General features: G+C 38.0%; 19 protein-coding genes. 9 read left to right on the top strand and 10 right to left on the bottom strand.

Going from position 1 to position 18,468, the window contains the following annotated elements; translation table 11 throughout:
* The first annotated feature begins 39 nt into the window (after nt 1–39).
* From IF202_RS04815 to IF202_RS04785, 7 genes are all read left to right on the top strand, one after another.
* The gene (locus IF202_RS04815) at nt 40–1,005 is read left to right on the top strand and encodes a GlxA family transcriptional regulator (RefSeq protein WP_235963266.1); all 966 of its coding nucleotides are present in this window, start codon (nt 40–42) and stop codon (nt 1,003–1,005) included.
* A 179-nt stretch (nt 1,006–1,184) separates the two neighbouring features.
* On the top strand, nt 1,185–2,879 hold the full coding sequence (locus IF202_RS04810; RefSeq protein WP_191593714.1) for a transporter substrate-binding domain-containing protein: 1,695 nt from the start codon (nt 1,185–1,187) through the stop codon (nt 2,877–2,879).
* On the top strand, nt 2,876–4,291 hold the full coding sequence (locus IF202_RS04805; RefSeq protein WP_191593713.1) for a sigma-54-dependent transcriptional regulator: 1,416 nt from the start codon (nt 2,876–2,878) through the stop codon (nt 4,289–4,291). The genes IF202_RS04810 and IF202_RS04805 overlap by 4 nt, the downstream gene beginning before the upstream one ends.
* Before the next feature lie 410 nt (nt 4,292–4,701).
* On the top strand, nt 4,702–5,955 hold the full coding sequence (locus IF202_RS04800) for a dicarboxylate/amino acid:cation symporter (RefSeq protein ID WP_235963265.1): 1,254 nt from the start codon (nt 4,702–4,704) through the stop codon (nt 5,953–5,955).
* A 638-nt stretch (nt 5,956–6,593) separates the two neighbouring features.
* Complete coding sequence (locus IF202_RS04795) at nt 6,594–7,352, top strand: winged helix-turn-helix domain-containing protein (RefSeq protein ID WP_191593712.1); 759 nt, start codon at nt 6,594–6,596, stop codon at nt 7,350–7,352.
* Nucleotides 7,345–8,946, top strand: coding sequence for an ATP-binding protein (locus IF202_RS04790; RefSeq protein ID WP_191593711.1), 1,602 nt, complete (start codon nt 7,345–7,347; stop codon nt 8,944–8,946). Before IF202_RS04795 ends, IF202_RS04790 begins: the two co-directional genes overlap by 8 nt.
* A gap of 240 nt (nt 8,947–9,186) precedes the next feature.
* Nucleotides 9,187–9,912, top strand: a complete 726-nt coding sequence (locus tag IF202_RS04785) for a hypothetical protein (RefSeq protein WP_191593710.1) — start codon at nt 9,187–9,189, stop codon at nt 9,910–9,912.
* A gap of 101 nt (nt 9,913–10,013) precedes the next feature.
* Here IF202_RS04785 and IF202_RS17665 read toward each other — a convergent pair whose 3' ends face one another.
* A complete protein-coding gene (locus IF202_RS17665; RefSeq protein ID WP_191593709.1) occupies nt 10,014–10,844 on the bottom strand; it encodes a helix-turn-helix domain-containing protein in 831 nt (276 codons plus the stop codon).
* 210 nt (nt 10,845–11,054) lie between these two features.
* Between IF202_RS17665 and IF202_RS04775 the strand changes: the two genes are divergently transcribed.
* Together IF202_RS04775 and IF202_RS04770 are read left to right on the top strand one after the other, a co-directional pair.
* Complete coding sequence (locus tag IF202_RS04775; RefSeq protein WP_191593708.1) at nt 11,055–11,540, top strand: YHS domain-containing (seleno)protein; 486 nt, start codon at nt 11,055–11,057, stop codon at nt 11,538–11,540.
* A gap of 292 nt (nt 11,541–11,832) precedes the next feature.
* Nucleotides 11,833–12,093 (top strand): YrhK family protein, encoded by a 261-nt coding sequence (locus IF202_RS04770; protein WP_191593707.1) that lies wholly within the window; start codon nt 11,833–11,835, stop codon nt 12,091–12,093.
* Between the two features lie 169 nt (nt 12,094–12,262).
* Here the strand turns inward: IF202_RS04770 and IF202_RS04765 are convergent, their stop codons facing one another.
* The 9 genes from IF202_RS04765 to IF202_RS04725 all read right to left on the bottom strand — a co-directional run bounded on the left by IF202_RS04765 (nt 12,263) and on the right by IF202_RS04725 (nt 18,258).
* Nucleotides 12,263–12,610 (bottom strand): putative quinol monooxygenase, encoded by a 348-nt coding sequence (locus IF202_RS04765; protein ID WP_191593706.1) that lies wholly within the window; start codon nt 12,608–12,610, stop codon nt 12,263–12,265.
* A gap of 85 nt (nt 12,611–12,695) precedes the next feature.
* The gene (locus IF202_RS04760; RefSeq protein WP_191593705.1) at nt 12,696–13,310 is read right to left on the bottom strand and encodes an FMN-binding negative transcriptional regulator; all 615 of its coding nucleotides are present in this window, start codon (nt 13,308–13,310) and stop codon (nt 12,696–12,698) included.
* 287 nt (nt 13,311–13,597) lie between these two features.
* Complete coding sequence (locus tag IF202_RS04755) at nt 13,598–14,014, bottom strand: DUF1493 family protein (protein WP_206705357.1); 417 nt, start codon at nt 14,012–14,014, stop codon at nt 13,598–13,600.
* Nucleotides 14,015–14,113: 99 nt separating this feature from the next.
* Nucleotides 14,114–14,848, bottom strand: a complete 735-nt coding sequence (locus IF202_RS04750; protein WP_191593704.1) for an Abi-alpha family protein — start codon at nt 14,846–14,848, stop codon at nt 14,114–14,116.
* A 136-nt stretch (nt 14,849–14,984) separates the two neighbouring features.
* Complete coding sequence (locus tag IF202_RS04745; RefSeq protein WP_191593703.1) at nt 14,985–16,685, bottom strand: DUF2326 domain-containing protein; 1,701 nt, start codon at nt 16,683–16,685, stop codon at nt 14,985–14,987.
* The gene (locus IF202_RS04740) at nt 16,676–16,912 is read right to left on the bottom strand and encodes an ABC-three component system middle component 6 (RefSeq protein WP_191593702.1); all 237 of its coding nucleotides are present in this window, start codon (nt 16,910–16,912) and stop codon (nt 16,676–16,678) included. The genes IF202_RS04745 and IF202_RS04740 overlap by 10 nt, the downstream gene beginning before the upstream one ends.
* The gene (locus IF202_RS04735) at nt 16,902–17,492 is read right to left on the bottom strand and encodes a hypothetical protein (protein ID WP_191593701.1); all 591 of its coding nucleotides are present in this window, start codon (nt 17,490–17,492) and stop codon (nt 16,902–16,904) included. Before IF202_RS04735 ends, IF202_RS04740 begins: the two co-directional genes overlap by 11 nt.
* On the bottom strand, nt 17,492–17,806 hold the full coding sequence (locus IF202_RS04730) for a hypothetical protein (RefSeq protein WP_191593700.1): 315 nt from the start codon (nt 17,804–17,806) through the stop codon (nt 17,492–17,494). Before IF202_RS04730 ends, IF202_RS04735 begins: the two co-directional genes overlap by 1 nt.
* A gap of 149 nt (nt 17,807–17,955) precedes the next feature.
* Nucleotides 17,956–18,258 carry a hypothetical protein gene (locus IF202_RS04725; protein ID WP_191593699.1) on the bottom strand — a complete coding sequence of 101 codons (303 nt, stop codon included), beginning with the start codon at nt 18,256–18,258 and terminating at the stop codon, nt 17,956–17,958.
* Nucleotides 18,259–18,468 lie beyond the last annotated feature (210 nt).

Here is an 18,468-nt window from a genome sequence, read left to right as displayed (position 1 = left end):
TTGACATATTAGAAGCTTAAAATGACAAGCAGTTATTTCATGATGACTTCGTATAAATTCGCCATTATTCACTATCCAAACAGCTTACTCTCAGCGGTTTATGGTTTTTCTGAGATGTTTACTTTGGCAAATCGTCTATGCCAAGACACCTCAGTGCCAATTCAACTTGATACGGATATTTTGACGTTAGGTTCTTTTGATACAAATACGCTTGATATGAGGCCCTTTAATAACGATACGATTTATCACGCCATTCTGATTCCACCGAGCATGGATACAAGCATTTATGAATCTAACGTTCCGGAGCTAACAAACTGGCTAAACGGACAACATCAATCTGGCGCAATTCTTTGTAGTGCATGCGCTGGTGCCTTCTTTCTTGCGACAACAAATGCCACAGAAAACTATGAATTAACGACCCATTGGTCACTAGCTGATATCTTCAAACAACGCTTCCCCAATCAGAAAATAGACATCTCTAAAATATTAATAGACCAAGGCGACATAATTAGCGCTGGCGGCATGATGTCATGGATGGACTTAGGACTTGCCCTTGTTCAACGCTTTACACAAGCAAGCATTGTTAGACAGTTAGGAAAAACGCTAGTGATGGATACAGGCAGGAGAGAACAAAGTTACTATCAAGAATTCACACCCTGTTTGGATCATGGCGACAGGGCAATTTTAAGCGTACAACATCATCTACAAGGACATTTTTCTGAGACTAATCCGATTAATATACTTGCCAATATCGCACACCTCACACCTAGAACCTTTTTACGACGCTTCCAGAAACACACAGGTTGGAATCCATCAGACTATATTCAGAGATTACGCATTCAAAGAACCTGTAACGATTTAGAGGAAACCACCTTGCCGTTTGAAAGCATCGCCTTACAAGTAGGCTATAAAGATGCCGGAAATTGTCGAAAAGCTTTTCGGAAGATTATGGGACTAACGCCTAGTGAATTCAGAAAACGTTTTATACTAAATAAATTGTCATAAACAATATGACCTATTACAAATCCAATTAATTTTATAGCACTTTGCTCGTGACCATGCATACTAAAGAAGGCTGTATGGTTCAGCATTCTTTTTAAAAAAAATCATATAAAGTTATCTATGGGCATTTCCTCATAAACGCTAAAATTCTTGAACTACACTCTCTCACTATTAAGAACACTATGAAAAATAAAAAACACCTAATACAAGCCTATTTTATCTCTCTTTTACTCGTCCCTTTTACAGTCACAGCAAAAGATATTAGAGACTCCCATAGTAAAATACTGATCGGTGGTGACCATAACTACCCACCTTACGAGTTTATTAATGAACAAGGACAACCCGATGGCTATAACACCGAATTAACGCGCGCTATTGCCGAAGTCATGGGTATTGATATTGAAATACAGCTTGGCAATTGGGATAAAATGCGCGACAGCTTAACAAAAGGCGATATCGATGTGCTTCAAGGTATGGTCTACTCTAAAGACCGAAGCCAAAATTATGATTTCGCTCCTCCTCACGCGATCATCAACCAATCTATTTTTGCTCGTAAAGGCGAAGCTAAAGTTTCTTCATTATCAGCTTTAACCGGCAAAGAAGTCATAGTTCAAGAAGGTGGGATCATGCATGATTACCTGCTTCAACAAAACGTAAACGCTAAACTTATACTTGTGGATACTCACGCCGCAGCTCTTAGAATGTTAGCCTCAGGAAAGCATGATTATGCTTTGGTCGCCAACTTACCTGGCCTTTATCTCGGTAGAGAACTAGAACTATCGAATATAACTCCTGTCGGAAAACCCTTTGGCACACTTGAATATGGCTATGCAGTTCCTAAAAACCACCCTCAATTATTAGCGCAATTTAGTGAAGGCCTTGCGATTTTAAAAAATACTGGACGTCAGCAAGCAATCTATGAAAAATGGCTTGGGGCATTAGAAAAGCCTTATTTACCGTGGGAAAAAATAGGATTATTTACAGGGATTGCTTCTGCAATATTACTACTCATACTAAGTGGAATTGTTATTTGGAACAGAATGCTTACTCGTCAAGTATTATTAAGAACCAATGAAATCAGGCTACAACACGAACAACTTATTCAAGCAGACAAAATGGCCTCTCTGGGAGTCTTAGTAGCTGGCGTAGCTCATGAAATAAATAATCCTAGCAGTTTACTTTTATTAAACCTGCCAGTAATCAAAGAAATGTATCAAGACATAGAGCCCATATTAGAAGAACACTATTCAGTAAGAGGCGATTTCGATTTTGCTGGCCTAACTTACAGTCGCTTAGGCTCGGAAATTCCGACAATCCTTGATGATATGCTAGCAGGAACTCAACGTATTCGAAGAATAGTTAATGACTTACGTGACTTCGCACACCAAAGACCTGTAGATTCGTACGAAAATGTCGATCTCAATGAAGTCCTCGCCATATCTATCAGGCTTGTAGATAATACTATTCGTAAATCAACGGATAATTTCCAAGTTCATTATGGCAGCTCACTCCCCTTGTTCCTTGGTAATGCTCAACAAATTGAACAAGTTATAATCAATCTAATCGTCAATGCCTGCCAAGCCCTAGATGATGTAAATAAAGGCATAACCATAAATACTTACTACTTACATAAAACCAATAAACTATATTTAGAAGTCATAGACCAAGGTTGCGGTATTAAACCTAGCGACCTTCCTTCTCTCTGCGACCCATTTTTCACGACTAAACGAGAAGAAGGTGGAACAGGCCTTGGGTTATCAATTTCATCCAGTATTATTAATGACCACGGAGGTACTCTTACCCACTCTTCTGAACTGGATAAAGGTACCAGCGTTGTCATTTCACTCCCTGAGATTTCCAGAGCTCCTTTAATATGAACACCAACTGCAATCCTAATTTCGGCATTTTGATGATAGATGATGAAATGCCTTTTCTCCGAAGTCTCAGCATTTCATTAGAAAGACACGGCTTTAACAACCTTTACCGCTGCCAAGATAGTCGTGAGGCGATGAGAATCATTGCCAAAGAAAAAATAAAAGTAGTTTTGCTTGATCTCACTATGCCTTACTTATCTGGTGAAGCTTTATTAAAAATGATTGTCGAAGAGTACCCTGATGTTTCAGTCATCATTCTAAGCGGCCTTAACCAATTAGAAACAGCCGTTAATTGTATTCGCCTGGGAGCTTATGACTACTTTGTGAAAACAACGGAGGAAGGTCGCTTAATCGAAGGTGTCAGTCGAGCGGTTAGGATGAAAGAAATGCATATAGAAAATCAGAATATGCGACAAAAATTTCTATCTGGCACACTTGAACAACCAGAAGTATTTTCCAAGATCATCACACAAGATCAAGCTATGGACTCGGTTTTTCAGTACCTTGAATCAGTCTCGATTAGCAGCCAACCATTACTTATAGGTGGTGAAAGTGGCGTTGGTAAAGAGCAGATTGCCCAGGCTGTTCACGTATTAAGTAAACGGTCAGGACCGCTTATTTGCGTCAATGTTGGCGGCTTAGATGATAATATTTTTGCCGACACTCTATTTGGCCATCATCGAGGTGCATTTACAGGGGCTAATAGCGCACGTGCAGGCATGATTGAACAAGCTGCCGGTGGCACCTTAATGTTAGATGAAATTGGTGACCTAAGCCCAGCATCACAAATAAAGCTATTACGCCTTTTACAAGAAGGTGAATATTACCCTCTAGGTAGTGATCGTCCAAAAAGAATAAAAGCACGAGTTATTGTTGCCACCCATCAAGATTTAGAACAAAAGCAACAAAATGGTGAATTCCGAAAAGATCTGTTCTATCGCTTGCGAATTCATCATGTCAATATACCAGCGCTGCGCCATAGAAAAAAAGACATCCCAATGCTACTGGATTATTTCTTGAATGAAGCGGCGAAAGAGTTGAATAAACCTAAACCGACTGTACCAAAAGAGCTATTGGTCCTATTAGACAACTATAATTTTCCTGGAAATGTCAGGGAACTAAGAGCATTAGCCTATGATGCAATGAGTCAGAATAAAACAAAAACACTGTCAATGGAGAGCTTCCGACGCGCCCTAAACATGGCAGCGATTCCAAATAAAAGCGTTCCTGATACATCTTTATTTAAGGAAGGCCAACCCCTCCCAACACTACAAGAAACCAATGATTTACTAATTGAAGAAGCAATGCGACGATCCAAAGACAATCAATCTATCGCTTCTCGTTTATTAGGCATATCTCAACCCGCACTAAGTAAACGTTTAAAGAAAAAGCTATCAGACAAAGGTATCGACTAGGATCTATCGCTTTAATCAAACCACAACCTAACAGAAAATCACCGACTACCTATCCCCTATAACCATATGACTAGCTATAACCTTCCAGTAAAAACATAAACCATTGTTTTTAATGGATTTATTTAGATTAAGTATAAATCACTATTACTTATGTTATAGCCTTAACCATTTCTAAAAAACAACGAAAAATAAAATAAACCATTTAAAATCAATAGCTTAAAAATATAAAAGAATTTGGCACTTCCATTGCAATTAACTTACATATTGAGGAAAGACATAGACATCTGCTGACCTAAAAAAGCACCAGATGTTTATCTCAAAAAAGAGTTAACCATAAAAAAAGTCAAAAATGACTCGTCGCTAATGGCGCTGAAATAGGCGCGATTACAACTATTGCAAAGGAAATATCTATGAATACAACCGAACAAAAAAACGCAAGTTTCTGGTCAGGCATGCCTCTCTGGAAGAAAATTTTAATTGGTATGATCTTGGGTGTTATCGCGGGCTCAATACTGGGGCCAAATGCTGAATTTTTGAAGCCAATTGGTACACTGTTCATTAATACAATTAAGATGCTAATAGTACCTTTAGTCTTCTGCTCTCTGGTTGTCGGCGTTACTTCCATGGAAGACACTAGAAAAATGGGTCGTATTGGTCTTAAATCCGTTGCGCTTTATTTAGTAACAACCGCCATAGCAATCAGTATTGGCCTTGCTCTTGGTATCTTCATGGCGCCAGGTGAAGGTATTAATATGACAGCAAGTGCAGCGGCTCCTGTTGCCAAAGAAGCACCTACGCTAATCCAAACCCTATTGGCTTTGATTCCTCAAAACCCAATTAACGCTCTAGCATCAGGCAATATTCTACAAATCATTGTATTTGCTCTTGGCCTAGGTGTTGCTCTAACGCTATGTGGTGAAAAAGCAAAACCAGCTATTGCATTGTTCGAAAGCTTAGCTGAAGCAATGTACAAATTAACTGAACTCGTAATGAAGTTAGCGCCATATGGTATTTTCGGTTTAATGGCTTGGGTTACAGGCAAATACGGTTTAGACATTTTAATGCCTCTAATCAAAGTTATTGCCGCAGTCTACATAGGTTGCATAATTCATGTCCTGGTTGTGCATTGTGGCTTAATCAGCATTGTTGGCCGACTTAGCCCGATGGGCTACTTAAAAGGCTTAATCGCTCCAGCATCTGTTGCTTTCACAACAACAAGTAGCTCTGGCACATTACCTAGCACCATTAAAGCTGCGCGTGAAGAGCTTGGTGTATCTAAAGGTATTTCAAGCTTTGTATTACCACTTGGCGCAACCATAAACATGGACGGTACAGCACTTTATCAAGGTGTTTGTGCCATCTTTATTGCTCAAGCATTTGGTGTTGATCTATCACTATCCGATTACATGCTTATTATCGCAACATCTACTCTAGCGTCTATAGGAACCGCTGGTGTACCTGGTGCAGGCCTTATTATGTTGTCACTCGTGCTAACAACAGTTGGTCTTCCAATGGAAGGCCTAGCGATTGTTGCTGGTATCGACCGTATTCTTGATATGGCTCGTACAAGTGTTAACGTTTGTGGCGATTTGATGGTTTCTACATTGATTGCTAAGAGTGAAAATGAGCTAGACGAGTCTATATACAACAAGAAAGCTAGTTAGTTTTGTTAAGATAACGAACTCAATAAACAATGCTCTATTAGGTTAACGCTTAATAGAGCATTATTTTTTAATTATACTGGCGTTACCTTACACCGAATGAATACACTATCATTATTCCTAAGGCTAATATGTTGATTTAATCCCTTTTACTTTTTCTTCGTTAAGCACAAACATAAAGTCATTGAAATTAATTCTCAATTCAGTTATTTGAACTTTTCAAATTACTGAATTGACTTCATATCAGGGAATATAGAATAAGGCGAAGGCATATAATCTATTTTTTTGTAAAATTTTATAATTAAAATCTAATATTTTTAATGCGAATTCAAGTATTCCATTTTGTTAAAACTATCTATAGCAAGCATTTAGTCGCCTATTTCCCAGACCTGAGAGCTCCTTCACTAAACAATGCGTATTGTAACCAACAAAAAACCTCAAGATCGATTGAACAGATAATTGGTAATTATTTGACTCTTTTTGTTAGCATTTTAGGCCTATTAAAAAATAAGCATCTTCGAGTTACCTCACTCTAATAATCTAACTCAATCGTCCTAAACCGTCACAAAAGTGAGCTCGTATAAGTTCACTATTCATGTCAAGATTCCATAAATATTTACACCCATCAGTTAAGGATTTATATGGGGAATACTCTATTAAATGGTAAGAGATTAATTCTGGTAGAAGATGATGTTGAGCTGGCGTCTCTCGTTCAAGAGTTTTTATGTAAAAACGGCTACCTTGTCGAAGTAGTTACAAATGGTATCGATGCAACCCAGCAGATTATAGAACAACAACCCGATCTGGTTATTTTAGATATTATGCTACCAGGTCAATCTGGCATGGATGTTTGTAGGATTGTAAGGCGTGATTATGGCGGCCTCATTCTGATGCTCACCTCCCTTGATGAAGATATGGATCAAATGTTGGGACTAGAACTTGGCGCAGATGATTATGTCATTAAACCTGTTAAACCACGGTTATTACTTTCTCGCATCAAAGCTTTATTAAGACGAGCAGAGCCTAGCCACACACTATTTCATTCTGTGAAGCCCCAGATAACAAGCACTTTAAAAGCGTTATCAGTCGACTTTCAGAAAAGAAGCATCTCAGTAGACAATCAAGATATTCCATTAACCACGGCAGAGTATGATCTTCTTAATCTGTTAATTCATCATGCAGGCAACATTGTTACTCGAGAGGCAATTTTACAAAGCTTAAGAGGGTTTGAATATGATGGGTTAGATCGATCAATTGACCGTCGAATATCTCGTCTAAGAAAAAAATTGAATGACGACCCCGTTAATCCTCAGATCATTAAAACTATTCGCAGCAAAGGTTACTTACTCTGTGCTCCTGTTCAAAAAGTATTGGAAAATGAGAACATAACAAATGATTAAGCTATTTATAAGAGTTTGGGTTCTTGTGTTCCTGCCATTATTTTATTTAATCTATATTACCGCCTACAACCCGATTCATGCGGTTAATGATGCCGCTAGATTCGAAAAAATCACAGCGAGTTTTAAAGGAACGTTTTTCCTTATTGAACAACATTTAAAAGACATTCCAGAGTCAGAATGGCATCAAGTTTTCCCCTCTATTGCAAACCAGTTCAGTTATGAATTAGCCTTAATATCCTCTAACGATAAGATTGATTATAGTGGTGATTTAGAACAACTTTTAGAAAACGAATTCGTTGTTTATTCAGACTATAGTGGTTCGGATGCCATCGTAAAACGTGCTTTTAATAGCTCTTGGTTTATCCACATGATGTTAGCAGAAACTGAAGAACAAAGAATGAGCAACCTCAGCCAGGGTACAGTTCAGTTGTTAATGCAAATTCTACAAAAAACACCTCAACCCGAATGGCAAGCCAAGTTAGATCAGCTACAACCTGAATTTGACTTTGACTTAACACTTATCGAGCGACAATCATTAGACATCAACGCAATCAAACTCGCTCAGTTAAACCGTACAGGTATGACTTGGCTTATTAATGAAAAGAATGAAACCGAATTTTATCGAGTAACCGAAAACAAAAACCTTGTTATTAAAGTTGGTCCTATTCCAGTGCCAGGTGACACATTAATGGTGTTCTTGGTTATGATTATCCTGTTCGTAACGGTGGTCTCGTTAGGGATTTTGATATTTATTTTTCCACTATGGAAAGACTTAAATAAATTATCTAAAACAGCCTCACTATTTGGATCAGGTTATCTCGATCAACGTGCTGCTATTGGACGTTTTTCGTCTATTGCTCGCCTTGCGAAGTCCTTTAATACGATGGCAGAGCGCATAGAAAAAATGGTTAAAAGCCAACGACAACTCACCAACGCCATTGCCCACGATTTACGCACACCTTTATCTAGGATAAGTTTTGCATTTGAAATGTTAGATTCTAGCGAAGCTTCTGATGATGAAAAAAAACGCTACAAAAAAAGTATTTCATCTGGCATTACCACACTAGATTACCTAATAAATCAGATATTAATGCTGTCCCGCTACAGTCGAGCTACAGATATTACTCATTTTGGTCACTGTGTACTTGCTCAACAAATACGCAATGAAATCAGCCTGCTGCAAGCTGAACACAGTAAGATTGTATTTGAATTAGCCATTTCACCCGAAATACAAGATAAAAGCCTTTTTATTGACCAAAGAGCCATATTACGGGCCCTGAATAACTTAATTTCAAATGCGCTTACCTATACTAATCAGACAATTCGTATTAATTTTTTCCAGCTTGATAACGAGTACAGATTATCAGTTGAAGACGATGGTGACGGTATTGCAGAAGAAGATAGAGATAAGGTGTTTGTTCCTTTTAAACAATTAGATAATGAACACAGGGAAGCATCTAAAGGCCATGGCCTTGGACTGGCCATCGTCCAACAAATTGCTGAATGGCATTCAGGCCATGCTTTAGTCAATGCGTCCAGCCTAGGTGGTGCTCGTTTTGAATTTTGCTGGCCTGTAAAATCAGACAGCAACTGACTCAATAACTAACTCAAGAACGAACAAAAAAGGGAAGCACTGGGGTTTCCCTTTCCACACACTCTTCATTTTTTTGCATTTATACTACTCATACCATCTGTTCCTGCAGCCTATTCATAAGGTCAGTGGGCTGTCACACTTTGTCCAAAAAGTACCACAGACTTCATCACACGCCCTCCTCATAATAGAAACCGTCTAACTTATACAAGTTAATTACTTCTTTTATTCAAGGAAAAAATCATGACAGTGATATCAAAGAAAAAACAGTATTTAGGTGTGAAATTATCTACATTAATTGTCTCTTCTGTCATCTTCAGTCAGCAAGCTTTTGCTTATGAACCCAGCCTTTCAGCAGGAGTAACCGCTGGAACAGTAGGTTTTGGCATTAGCTTAAGTGGCTCCACTCAATTACACCTTTTTCAAGGAGATAAGGTTCAGTGGCGTACAGCGATGACTGGTTTCGAATACGAAGATGAATTCAGTTCCAATATTGCAGGTATTACATATGACGCGAGTGACTTCTCAGAATCATCACTTCAAATCGGTTTTGATTGGTATCCGATACAGTCATCAGGATGGATAAACGATATTTTCCTATCAGGTGGGTTACTCTACCAAGACTACTCGGCAAGTTACTCAGCAGACAACAGTAAAGCCTATACCGTCGGCTCAACAACGGTAAATCCAGGGGATTTAGACTCGTTCACAGTCGATGCAGATAGAACTGAAATTGCGCCTTATATAAGTTTAGGGTGGGGAAACAAGATTGAGAAGATGCAGGGATTCGACATTCAAGTAGAAGTTGGCCTCACTCTTTTATCCAGTGAAACCTCGATAGACCTTAGCGCCAAAGGCTCTAATAATAATTTAACCGCTTCAGATCTAACAAAAGAGAAACAAAACATTAAAGACGAGCTTGATGGTGTTAATACCTTCGCAAGCATCACTCTTGCCTATCACTTCTAATTTGCATCAAGCCCCAAAGCAAACAGCGCAACACTCTAGTGCTGCTTGCTTTATTGAATGGTAAACAAGTAAAAGGTTCGTTCAATATAATCTTCATATCATCAGTTTCCGTGGAATTTGTGTAACCACTCTCTTGGTGATAACCCTGTTTTCTTACGGAAGACTCTGGCTAATACAGAACCATGTTCATAGCCCACGCTGTTTGCTACTAAATTGACTGGCTTATCTTGAATCAAAAGTTGTTGCGCAGTGGAAATACGTAAATCAGTTAAAAAATCATTCGGCGTTTGCCCTACCGTATCTCGGAACAACTCCGAGAATTTAGAACGAGACATAGCAGCACTTTCCGCCATTAAATCTAACGTCCATGCTTCTTCTGGTGATTCTTGTAGCTTCACCAAGGTCGGCGCCAAAGCAGGATGACTCAACCCCGCCAACATACCTTGTATCACTAAGCCTTCTTCAGACAGTTTACGCAGCATTTGGATGAGTAAAATGTCACACAATTTACCAGCAATACTTTTTTGCCCAAGACCTGTCACGCCAATTTCACTAAACATCCAATCAACGGTGTTCGCCATAGGCCCATCCTCTAAATTGAGATAAACCAATTTCGGTAAGCTAGACACCAATTGCTTTTGCTCTAATGCCGTAAAGTTAATCGCCGCACAAATTAGCTCCGCTGCATCGGACTCGTCAGCAATCACTTGGTGAGTGGTCGCAAAAGGTAAAAGAATAATAGCAGGCTGATCAAACAGCATTTTATGGCCGGAATCGCTCGAAATGGTTAACTTACCTGAACGTAGGTAATGCAAATGACCGCCCTTTTCGGTTTCTAATGAACCCAGCGTTTTCCCACCACAAAAACTACCACTAAAAATAACTTCAGATTGAATCGAAAAGTTATCAATAATATTTTGTAATTTGTTCACAAATACCTACTTAATTTATCGATTTGGACGATTGGTTTCATTTTATGGATATCTCGGTGCCTTTCATGTTCAAGAACTCAATAGACTGATCTCATTCACTTAAGGGAGTTAGTTAGTAAACACGATGAGTTATAAGTTCAACGACTTTTCGCTAACATTTCTTAATGTGTGGTTTTTAACAACTTATTGAAAGCAACGAAAGGAAAAATCATGAACATTTCTAACTTGATCAAAAGTACAGTCGCAGCAACGGTTCTTTTCGCCAGTGCAGCAAGCTTTGCCGCAGACATTGATGCAAATGCAGATGCAAATGACTTGGCGATTAAAGGCTACGATACGGTTGCTTACTTCACAATGAGCAAACCCGTTCTAGGTAGTTCTGAATTTACGTCTAACTATAAAAACGCAACTTTCCGTTTTGTATCAGCGGCACACAGAGATTTGTTTAATGCAGACAAATCAAAATACGCACCTCAGTACGGCGGTTATTGTGCAATGGGCGTCGCGATGAACTTGAAATTTGATACAGACCCAACAGCGTGGAAAATTGCCGACGGTAAATTGTATTTGAACCTAAATAAAGACGTTCAAAAAGCATGGTTAAGAGATGTTCCTGGTAACCTAATCACATCAGAAAACAACTGGCCTGCACTAAAGGGTTTAACACCTACAGAAGCAAAAGCGAAAAACGGCTAACCAGCGCTAATGATTAATATTTTATAGACCGGAACTGCTCCCCTTCAGTTTCTGTCTATATTTAACAATCAAAAAAGCCAGCGTATCTCACCTTCGAGACGCTGGCTTTTTGATTGTTAATACGCTTAACACAAGTGAACTCTAGTCTACTTTCTCAACAGTCATTTTCTTTACTTTTTATATTCTGGCGAAAAACGGAAAACAGCTTTAGTATCCACAACTAAATTACGAACGAGAAAACAGCCAGCTTATGAGCTGTTCTATTAGATAAATGACGTGCAAGGAGAAAACAGTGAAGCAAAGCGTTGAATTGGATCTAGACATTGGGAATGAACATATTGTGGTACAACGTCGTTACGAAGCACTAGGCGCATTCAATGACCTATTGATCGCCATCTGGTTTTTGATTGGTAGTTTCTTCTTCTTGAATGATTCGCTAGTTGAAAGTGGAACCTGGTTATTTATCGCAGGCAGCGCTCAGCTGATCATTAAGCCCCTGATAAAACTCACAGGATTGATTCATGTTAGTAGAGTGTCTCATAAATCGACATAGCTACGGGCCCTACAAAACATGATTCGCATTGATTTTTAACTGAGAAAACTTGCCATGACTGTCTCTATAGAAGGCGTGGCAAGTAAGATCAAGTGGACTTCCCAGAGTTTATTAAAATGAATCTAAACGCCTTCATGATAAAAGACGCGTCATTACCCTACTTTTTTAACTAAAAATTAGGCGCATCAAAGTTAACAGGCTCATCGGTATAAACACACACATTCCAATCGGCTGCTAGACCATCGTCTGCAGCGCAATACCGTTCAAAAAACTGCTTAATTTCTTCTCGTTGACAGTGCGCCTCGAAACTCGCCATATCCGCCCAAATTTCGTTAAACGCAAGAGAGAAACTCTTTCCATCTGCAAACGGGCTTTCGATGTGTCTTGTAACTATGTATTGCAGACAGCCGTCTTCCCTGTGTGAGTTAGGTTCTAAGCTTTGTAAGACAGAAAATAACTCCTGAGCTTTACCTTCTTTAGGTTGAAACTGTGCAACGCAATAAACTTTTGTAGACATGTGAAATCCTTATGGATGATTGATAGTTTTATCTGTTTAAGAGTAATGAATATTTTAGGAATTCGAGATAAGCCATAATTTCTGGTTAACTGCCGATACCTACATTCAACTTTTCCATATAATTTGCTAAAGCAAGATCATCTAAATTTTTTGAATTTGAAAGCGCGTTAAAAACGCCAACTTGATCTTCTTTTGCTCTCTGTTGACCAAGCTTCAATTTACCTTCAATTCTTGATAGCTCAATTTTAAAACCGACAACACCAGATAACAATTTATCTCTAAACTCATCCGTTATTATGTCTCGTTTAGCTAACAGTGCAGGTTCATATTTATGTACCACTTCTTCTACTGCTTCTAGCGTTTCATTGTCATTCAGCAAAGAAACAACGCCGTAAGCATGAACAGCAGAATAATTCCATGTTGGTACGCCAGGAGATTTAGCATACCAGCTTGGCGATATATAACTGTGAGGGCCAGTAAAAACGATTAAAACTTCTGCTTTATCCAACTCTTTCCAATGAGGGTTAGCCTTTGCGCAATGGCTATAAAGCGTCCCTTTTTCACCTTCATTTTTATGCAAAACAAATGGAATATGGGTTCCAGTCAGTGAACTAGACACAATAAGGCCAAAACCAAACTCCTCTATGAAATCATGAGCTACAAATAAATCATCCATTTTAATATTGTTTGGTATGTACATATGAGCCCTTACCTATTAAGTAGTTAATAGCCTCTAACTAAAAGAGAAATAATTTCACTCTGATTTTTAATAACACTCTTACTTATACAATAAAACAAGATTAGCGCGAAGCTGGTTTTCTGGATAATGGATTTAACCCTGCCCCTAATTATTTTGAAAATCAGGATACGCATATATTTTCCATTGTTGAAATATAACGCCCGCCTAACAAGCAATGTGTTGGTGTGGCTTTTTGCGTTGTTTGCCAAAGCCATGAGTACTTAACATTATCGGAGTTTAGTCGCTTGCTAGGTATACCTTGCCAACAAATAAATACCTAGCACAATCACCGACCAAAAAAGATTACTATAAGTTAAGTCTCTTCTGTTTTTTGGCTTATTGTGTGATGGGTATTCAAACCCCCATCTTTTACTATTTGCGAAATCTAATAATATTTTTGGTGTTACAGCTATACGATTAACTTTTTTATTTGGTGGTTTGAAAAGAAAACTCCAAACATTTATGCCTTCGTCGTTACTATGAAAATACCAAAGATAGTCATCCATATTAACGCTAAAACTTGAAGCATAGCTTTCAATTAGCGCTGAAAAATCATCACCCTCTATACCGAGTTCACCGAAAACATCAGTGTTTAGAGTTAGTCTTTCTTTATCAACTCCACATTCGCTCTCTATAAGGTTAAATATTTGCTCGATACTGACCACTGGTATACCTAATCCCTCAATCAGAGGATAAAAATAGTTGGCTATAATTGTGAAGCGGAACGTAGCCAACTGTTACGAATTGACACCATAGTGACTTTGTTAGCTGATTGTGCTGAATCCTGCCTCAGGTATGCATGCTGCTACAAAAAGTTTTCCGAAGTCTGTCAAGTGAATTTGGCTATTACGTTTTGTACCAGTTTGTCGCCCCCCAATACGTACGGGATCTTCGTTCGTAACTGGCCATTTTATTAATGAAAGTGATTCTAAATGCGCATAATAAATATCAAATGCTTCAGGGTTAGCCAACTTATCTTTAGGTATCGTACTAGACAAAACCCTATGATTCTCAAAACGATTAGATTGGTCGTTTAAATCCATTTGGTCAGTAACAAGAAACGCACCTTTATTCAGCTCATACATCAACAAAGCCTCGTCTGGTGACAACTGACCGATAATCTGGCCAAATGAAGGGTGGACTTGTGAAATACTATCTTTACTCATAGATTTTATTAATAGCTCTTCAAACATCTCCCATAAGGGGTTGTCTAGATCAATGTACTTCATTCGTTCAAGACAAACTGATGTTAGTTCAGCCGGAGGCTGAACCTGGTGCTCTTCTTCAACTCGATTGTTAAATTTTTTTAAAAAAATCTCAAACCGATCTTGAAATGTTGCCGCTAATTGCAAAGGAGCTAAAATCAATCTAGCACTTTTAACCAAATCAGTACCAATTTTACTTACCTCAACGACAGGAGATGACAAACCATCGTCATATATTTTTTCAACTACTTTTGAGTTTGATAATTTTTCAACTATTTCTAATTCTTCCTTCATATATGCCTCGTATAATGAAATCAGCTAACGCCGCCATCAACTGCGTAGCAAGCTGGCGCTTTTTGTGCGTTTTTTTTGCACGAAAGGTGACAGGTTGCGGAGTCAGATTGCATGGCATTGTTATGCATGTATTTAATTAGTCGATTTTGAAAAATTTATCTGATTTTTTCAGGGTTAAGACTGTATTCTCATCAATAAACTCTTGGCTTAGAGAAGCTAATTTATCCTTTAACACAGATACTACAACTTGGATCTCATTCTCATTTGCAAGATTTGCTAGTGTTGCCAATTTGTCTTGGTCAGACGCTTCCAGATAATCTTGTATGGTAAATGCAGGAAAGCATGCACCTGTTTCTTTCACAAATTCTATAAATGCCATGTCAAACGCTAATGCCGCAGCCCTTGGAGCCCCATCTCCAGAAACTCTTTCCAGATTCACGATAGAAAATTCAATTTCATTTGTATCGCTTTTGGTGCCAACATTGAAACTTAACGAAAAATCTCTAAATATCGCCCTAGTAAATGATTTTAAATATTTATTAAAAATGGCAATATGTTGATTGAGCTGGGATATTTGAAGCTTGTTTCTTTCTCGGAGCTCTTGAATTTTTCCGTCCAGAATAATTATTTCACTAGATTCATGCTGAACTTCATCAACGATTACGCTAGTTCTACCTCTCTCTTCACGTTTGTCTTGTATTTCATTTTCTATTACAACAAAGCCAGTAAGATGTGACTCCCCTACAAGTGCAGAGAATAGCTTCTTTTCTTCATCCAGTAGACCATTAAGTCTATTCTTAAAACTATCTATTGAGAGGTGATAGTCACGGATCTTCTCACTTAGATAATTGACCTTTTTTGATACAACTTGCTTATGAAAACCGATTGTATCTTCTAATGTTTTTTTAATGTCAGGGAGTAATAATTTAGCTTCTGTATAGACCTTATCTATTAGATCTGCATCTATATCTGACTGCTTCTCCATATACCCATTTATGGTTCTCTGGGAATATAAGATTCTGATATTCAACTTTGAGATCTCGCTTGTTATTTGCGCAATTTTCTCTCGCGTATTCTTGAGCTTTTCAACCCCTTTATTTTGAGAGTCTTTGAAATCGAATGACTCTTCTTTATTTCTTAAAGTTTCTATTTCATCATCGATAGAGCTAAGCCTATCTTTGTAGTCTTGCTCTTTTCTTCCATTCAGCAGCATCGAAATCCTATCATTTCTTTGGCTTTTTTCTTCCCCAAAATTAATCTCGCTAGCAAGATCATCATGTCCTGAAAAACCAAAAAGATACGAGTAATACAATATGTACTGCTGGTCACTTGTGTTTGAATTTAAATATCGGTAGATATTAGAGGCGGTTTTCTTATCCAAGCGTACAAAACGATTCTTAATTGAAGAGTAGGTGGGATTACTAATACTGAACCCTAGGATAGGAGCTAGTGCAGCTTTGAATTTGCCATTTGTATCATACTCATCATTATTAATAGATGAGTATGTTTTTATAATAGTGCGATTTTTCTGCTGGACTATATGTATACGACGCTTGATATTGTAGTTCTTTTCATTTACAAAAATAGCAAGAGAAAACACCACCCTTCCACTAGTAACTAAATCTTCAACAGCTTCATTTTTTGTGCGTGACTCAGGATCATGCCAAATACTTTTACCATCAGAACCTAAGCAAAAATTTAAAACCCTTAGCGCAGTACTTTTGCCAATTTGGTTTCCATTGTCCTCGCAGTTGGTAATCAAATTAAAGCCATCTTTGAATTTAATTTCACGAATTAAGATTTCGTCTTGAAATACCTTTAAATTGATTAACTGCATAATTTAATATTTCCGAAACTATCAAGTTCAATTGCATCAAGCAAATACAACCAATCAAGACCAAAATAAAAGTAAGTGATTGACACCTTGTTGGTTCTGCTATGGAATAGATCAAATAACCTTATAGGATCGATAGATTTATCACTCGAATCCCTTAGCGCGACAAGAATATCAGCCCCAATTACATACAAACTTTTTTGAGGCTCAGATACATCATTAATAATCATTAGGCCTCTCCAATACTTTGCAATTAATGAACCCATAACAAACTATCAAGTTTGCTGAGTCACGAACGTCTTCAACAGGAAAGGCATGCAAATCAGCTATCGCATTATCTAGAATTGAATCAGTGACTTGTTGCAAAAGAAGGTCTGAATTTTTTCGAATAGTCGAAATCACAGACTCCTTATCTTTAATAGCAACACTTTCACTAATAAGAAGCTGGCGGCGATGATTCTTATAGTTTTGATGTATAGCCCTAAGAAACTTAATTTTTGCCCCTGGGGACTCATCATCAATCCCATCAACCTGCTCTTCTACTAGAGTTAAAAAGCCAACACAATCAATGATTTCTTCAGAGAACACTCTTACATTATTGAAATCTAGCTTCTCATCAGGATCAGGTAACTCATCACTGTTATTAGTTTCTGAATCAGGATCATAATTTTCAATTATTCTTTCTAATAAAGGATTAAGAAGTGAGCTAAATCTAGCCACGTGATTCAGGTTAAACGTCGGGCTATTATTTATACCAGACCCGTCATATGCCAGACTCCCTCGTTCTGCTTTAATTTCCTTGCTAGCCATTACTTATCATCCGACTTATTTCTAAAAAACTTAAAAATATTGAGAAACCCTGAGTTATCAATTGCAATACCACCATTATCAGCAGTAATTGACTTACCGTTTGACTTAGTTACAGCGGAGAGAAGAATGGCAACAAATAACAATAATCCCGCTATACCTGATGACCAAATAAATGCTTTAAATGTTTGTTCTGATGTCATAGCCGAGAAAACATTTGCTTGTAGAAAGTCCTGATGTACAGACCAAAAGATAGCCGCTGAGATTGCAGCCAATCCAAAACCAGCTTTAACTGTTCCTGCTAAAAAATTAAGCATATTCAACCATCCTTATCTAATGTTGTACTGCATAACGTTTTGCTCACCTGCACATACTGCGGAGAGCGTTTTTGTGTAAAATGGAGTGCAGCGACAGACACAAAAACGAGCGCAGCAGTATGTGTCAGCGTGCAGCAACTTGTTATGAGTTACATTGCTGGAGTACACTCTTTGCACTCTAGCCAAACAATACCGAAATCACCAACAATTTCGAAACCATTTTCAATTCTATTTACTGCCTCAAGCTCCCCCAATGAAGCAATATTACCTTCATGGTCATAGATTATATTCAGAGATACATGAGAAAAATCCACTTTTATCTGTGTACCATCATCATTAGCAAAACGGATATTTTTAATTTTTCTATTTTCATCGATTACCCTCATAGTAAATTCACTACGGTCTTGAGGTGCCGATATAGAAATTACATCTAAGCCAATTAACTCTTCCATTACTTAAGACTCATAACATCTTTAATAGTGCGCATGCGCATTTACACATTTTCAAAGCTCTTCAAATATCTCTATAAACCATTGAATTATAATCAGTTTATAAGCCTATTAAAAAATCCGAAATTGGCAAAACGAGCGTGCACGTTATCTTTAGAAGAATAAAAAGAAGGGATTTTACGAGGGTTAACTATCCGCTAGTCACTTTGTTTT

It is taken from the genome of Marinomonas colpomeniae (genome assembly GCF_014803385.1).
Lineage (GTDB): Bacteria > Pseudomonadota > Gammaproteobacteria > Pseudomonadales > Marinomonadaceae > Marinomonas > Marinomonas colpomeniae.
The sequence above is the reverse complement of the archived record's forward strand: the minus strand, read 5'-3'. Positions and strand labels throughout refer to the sequence as shown.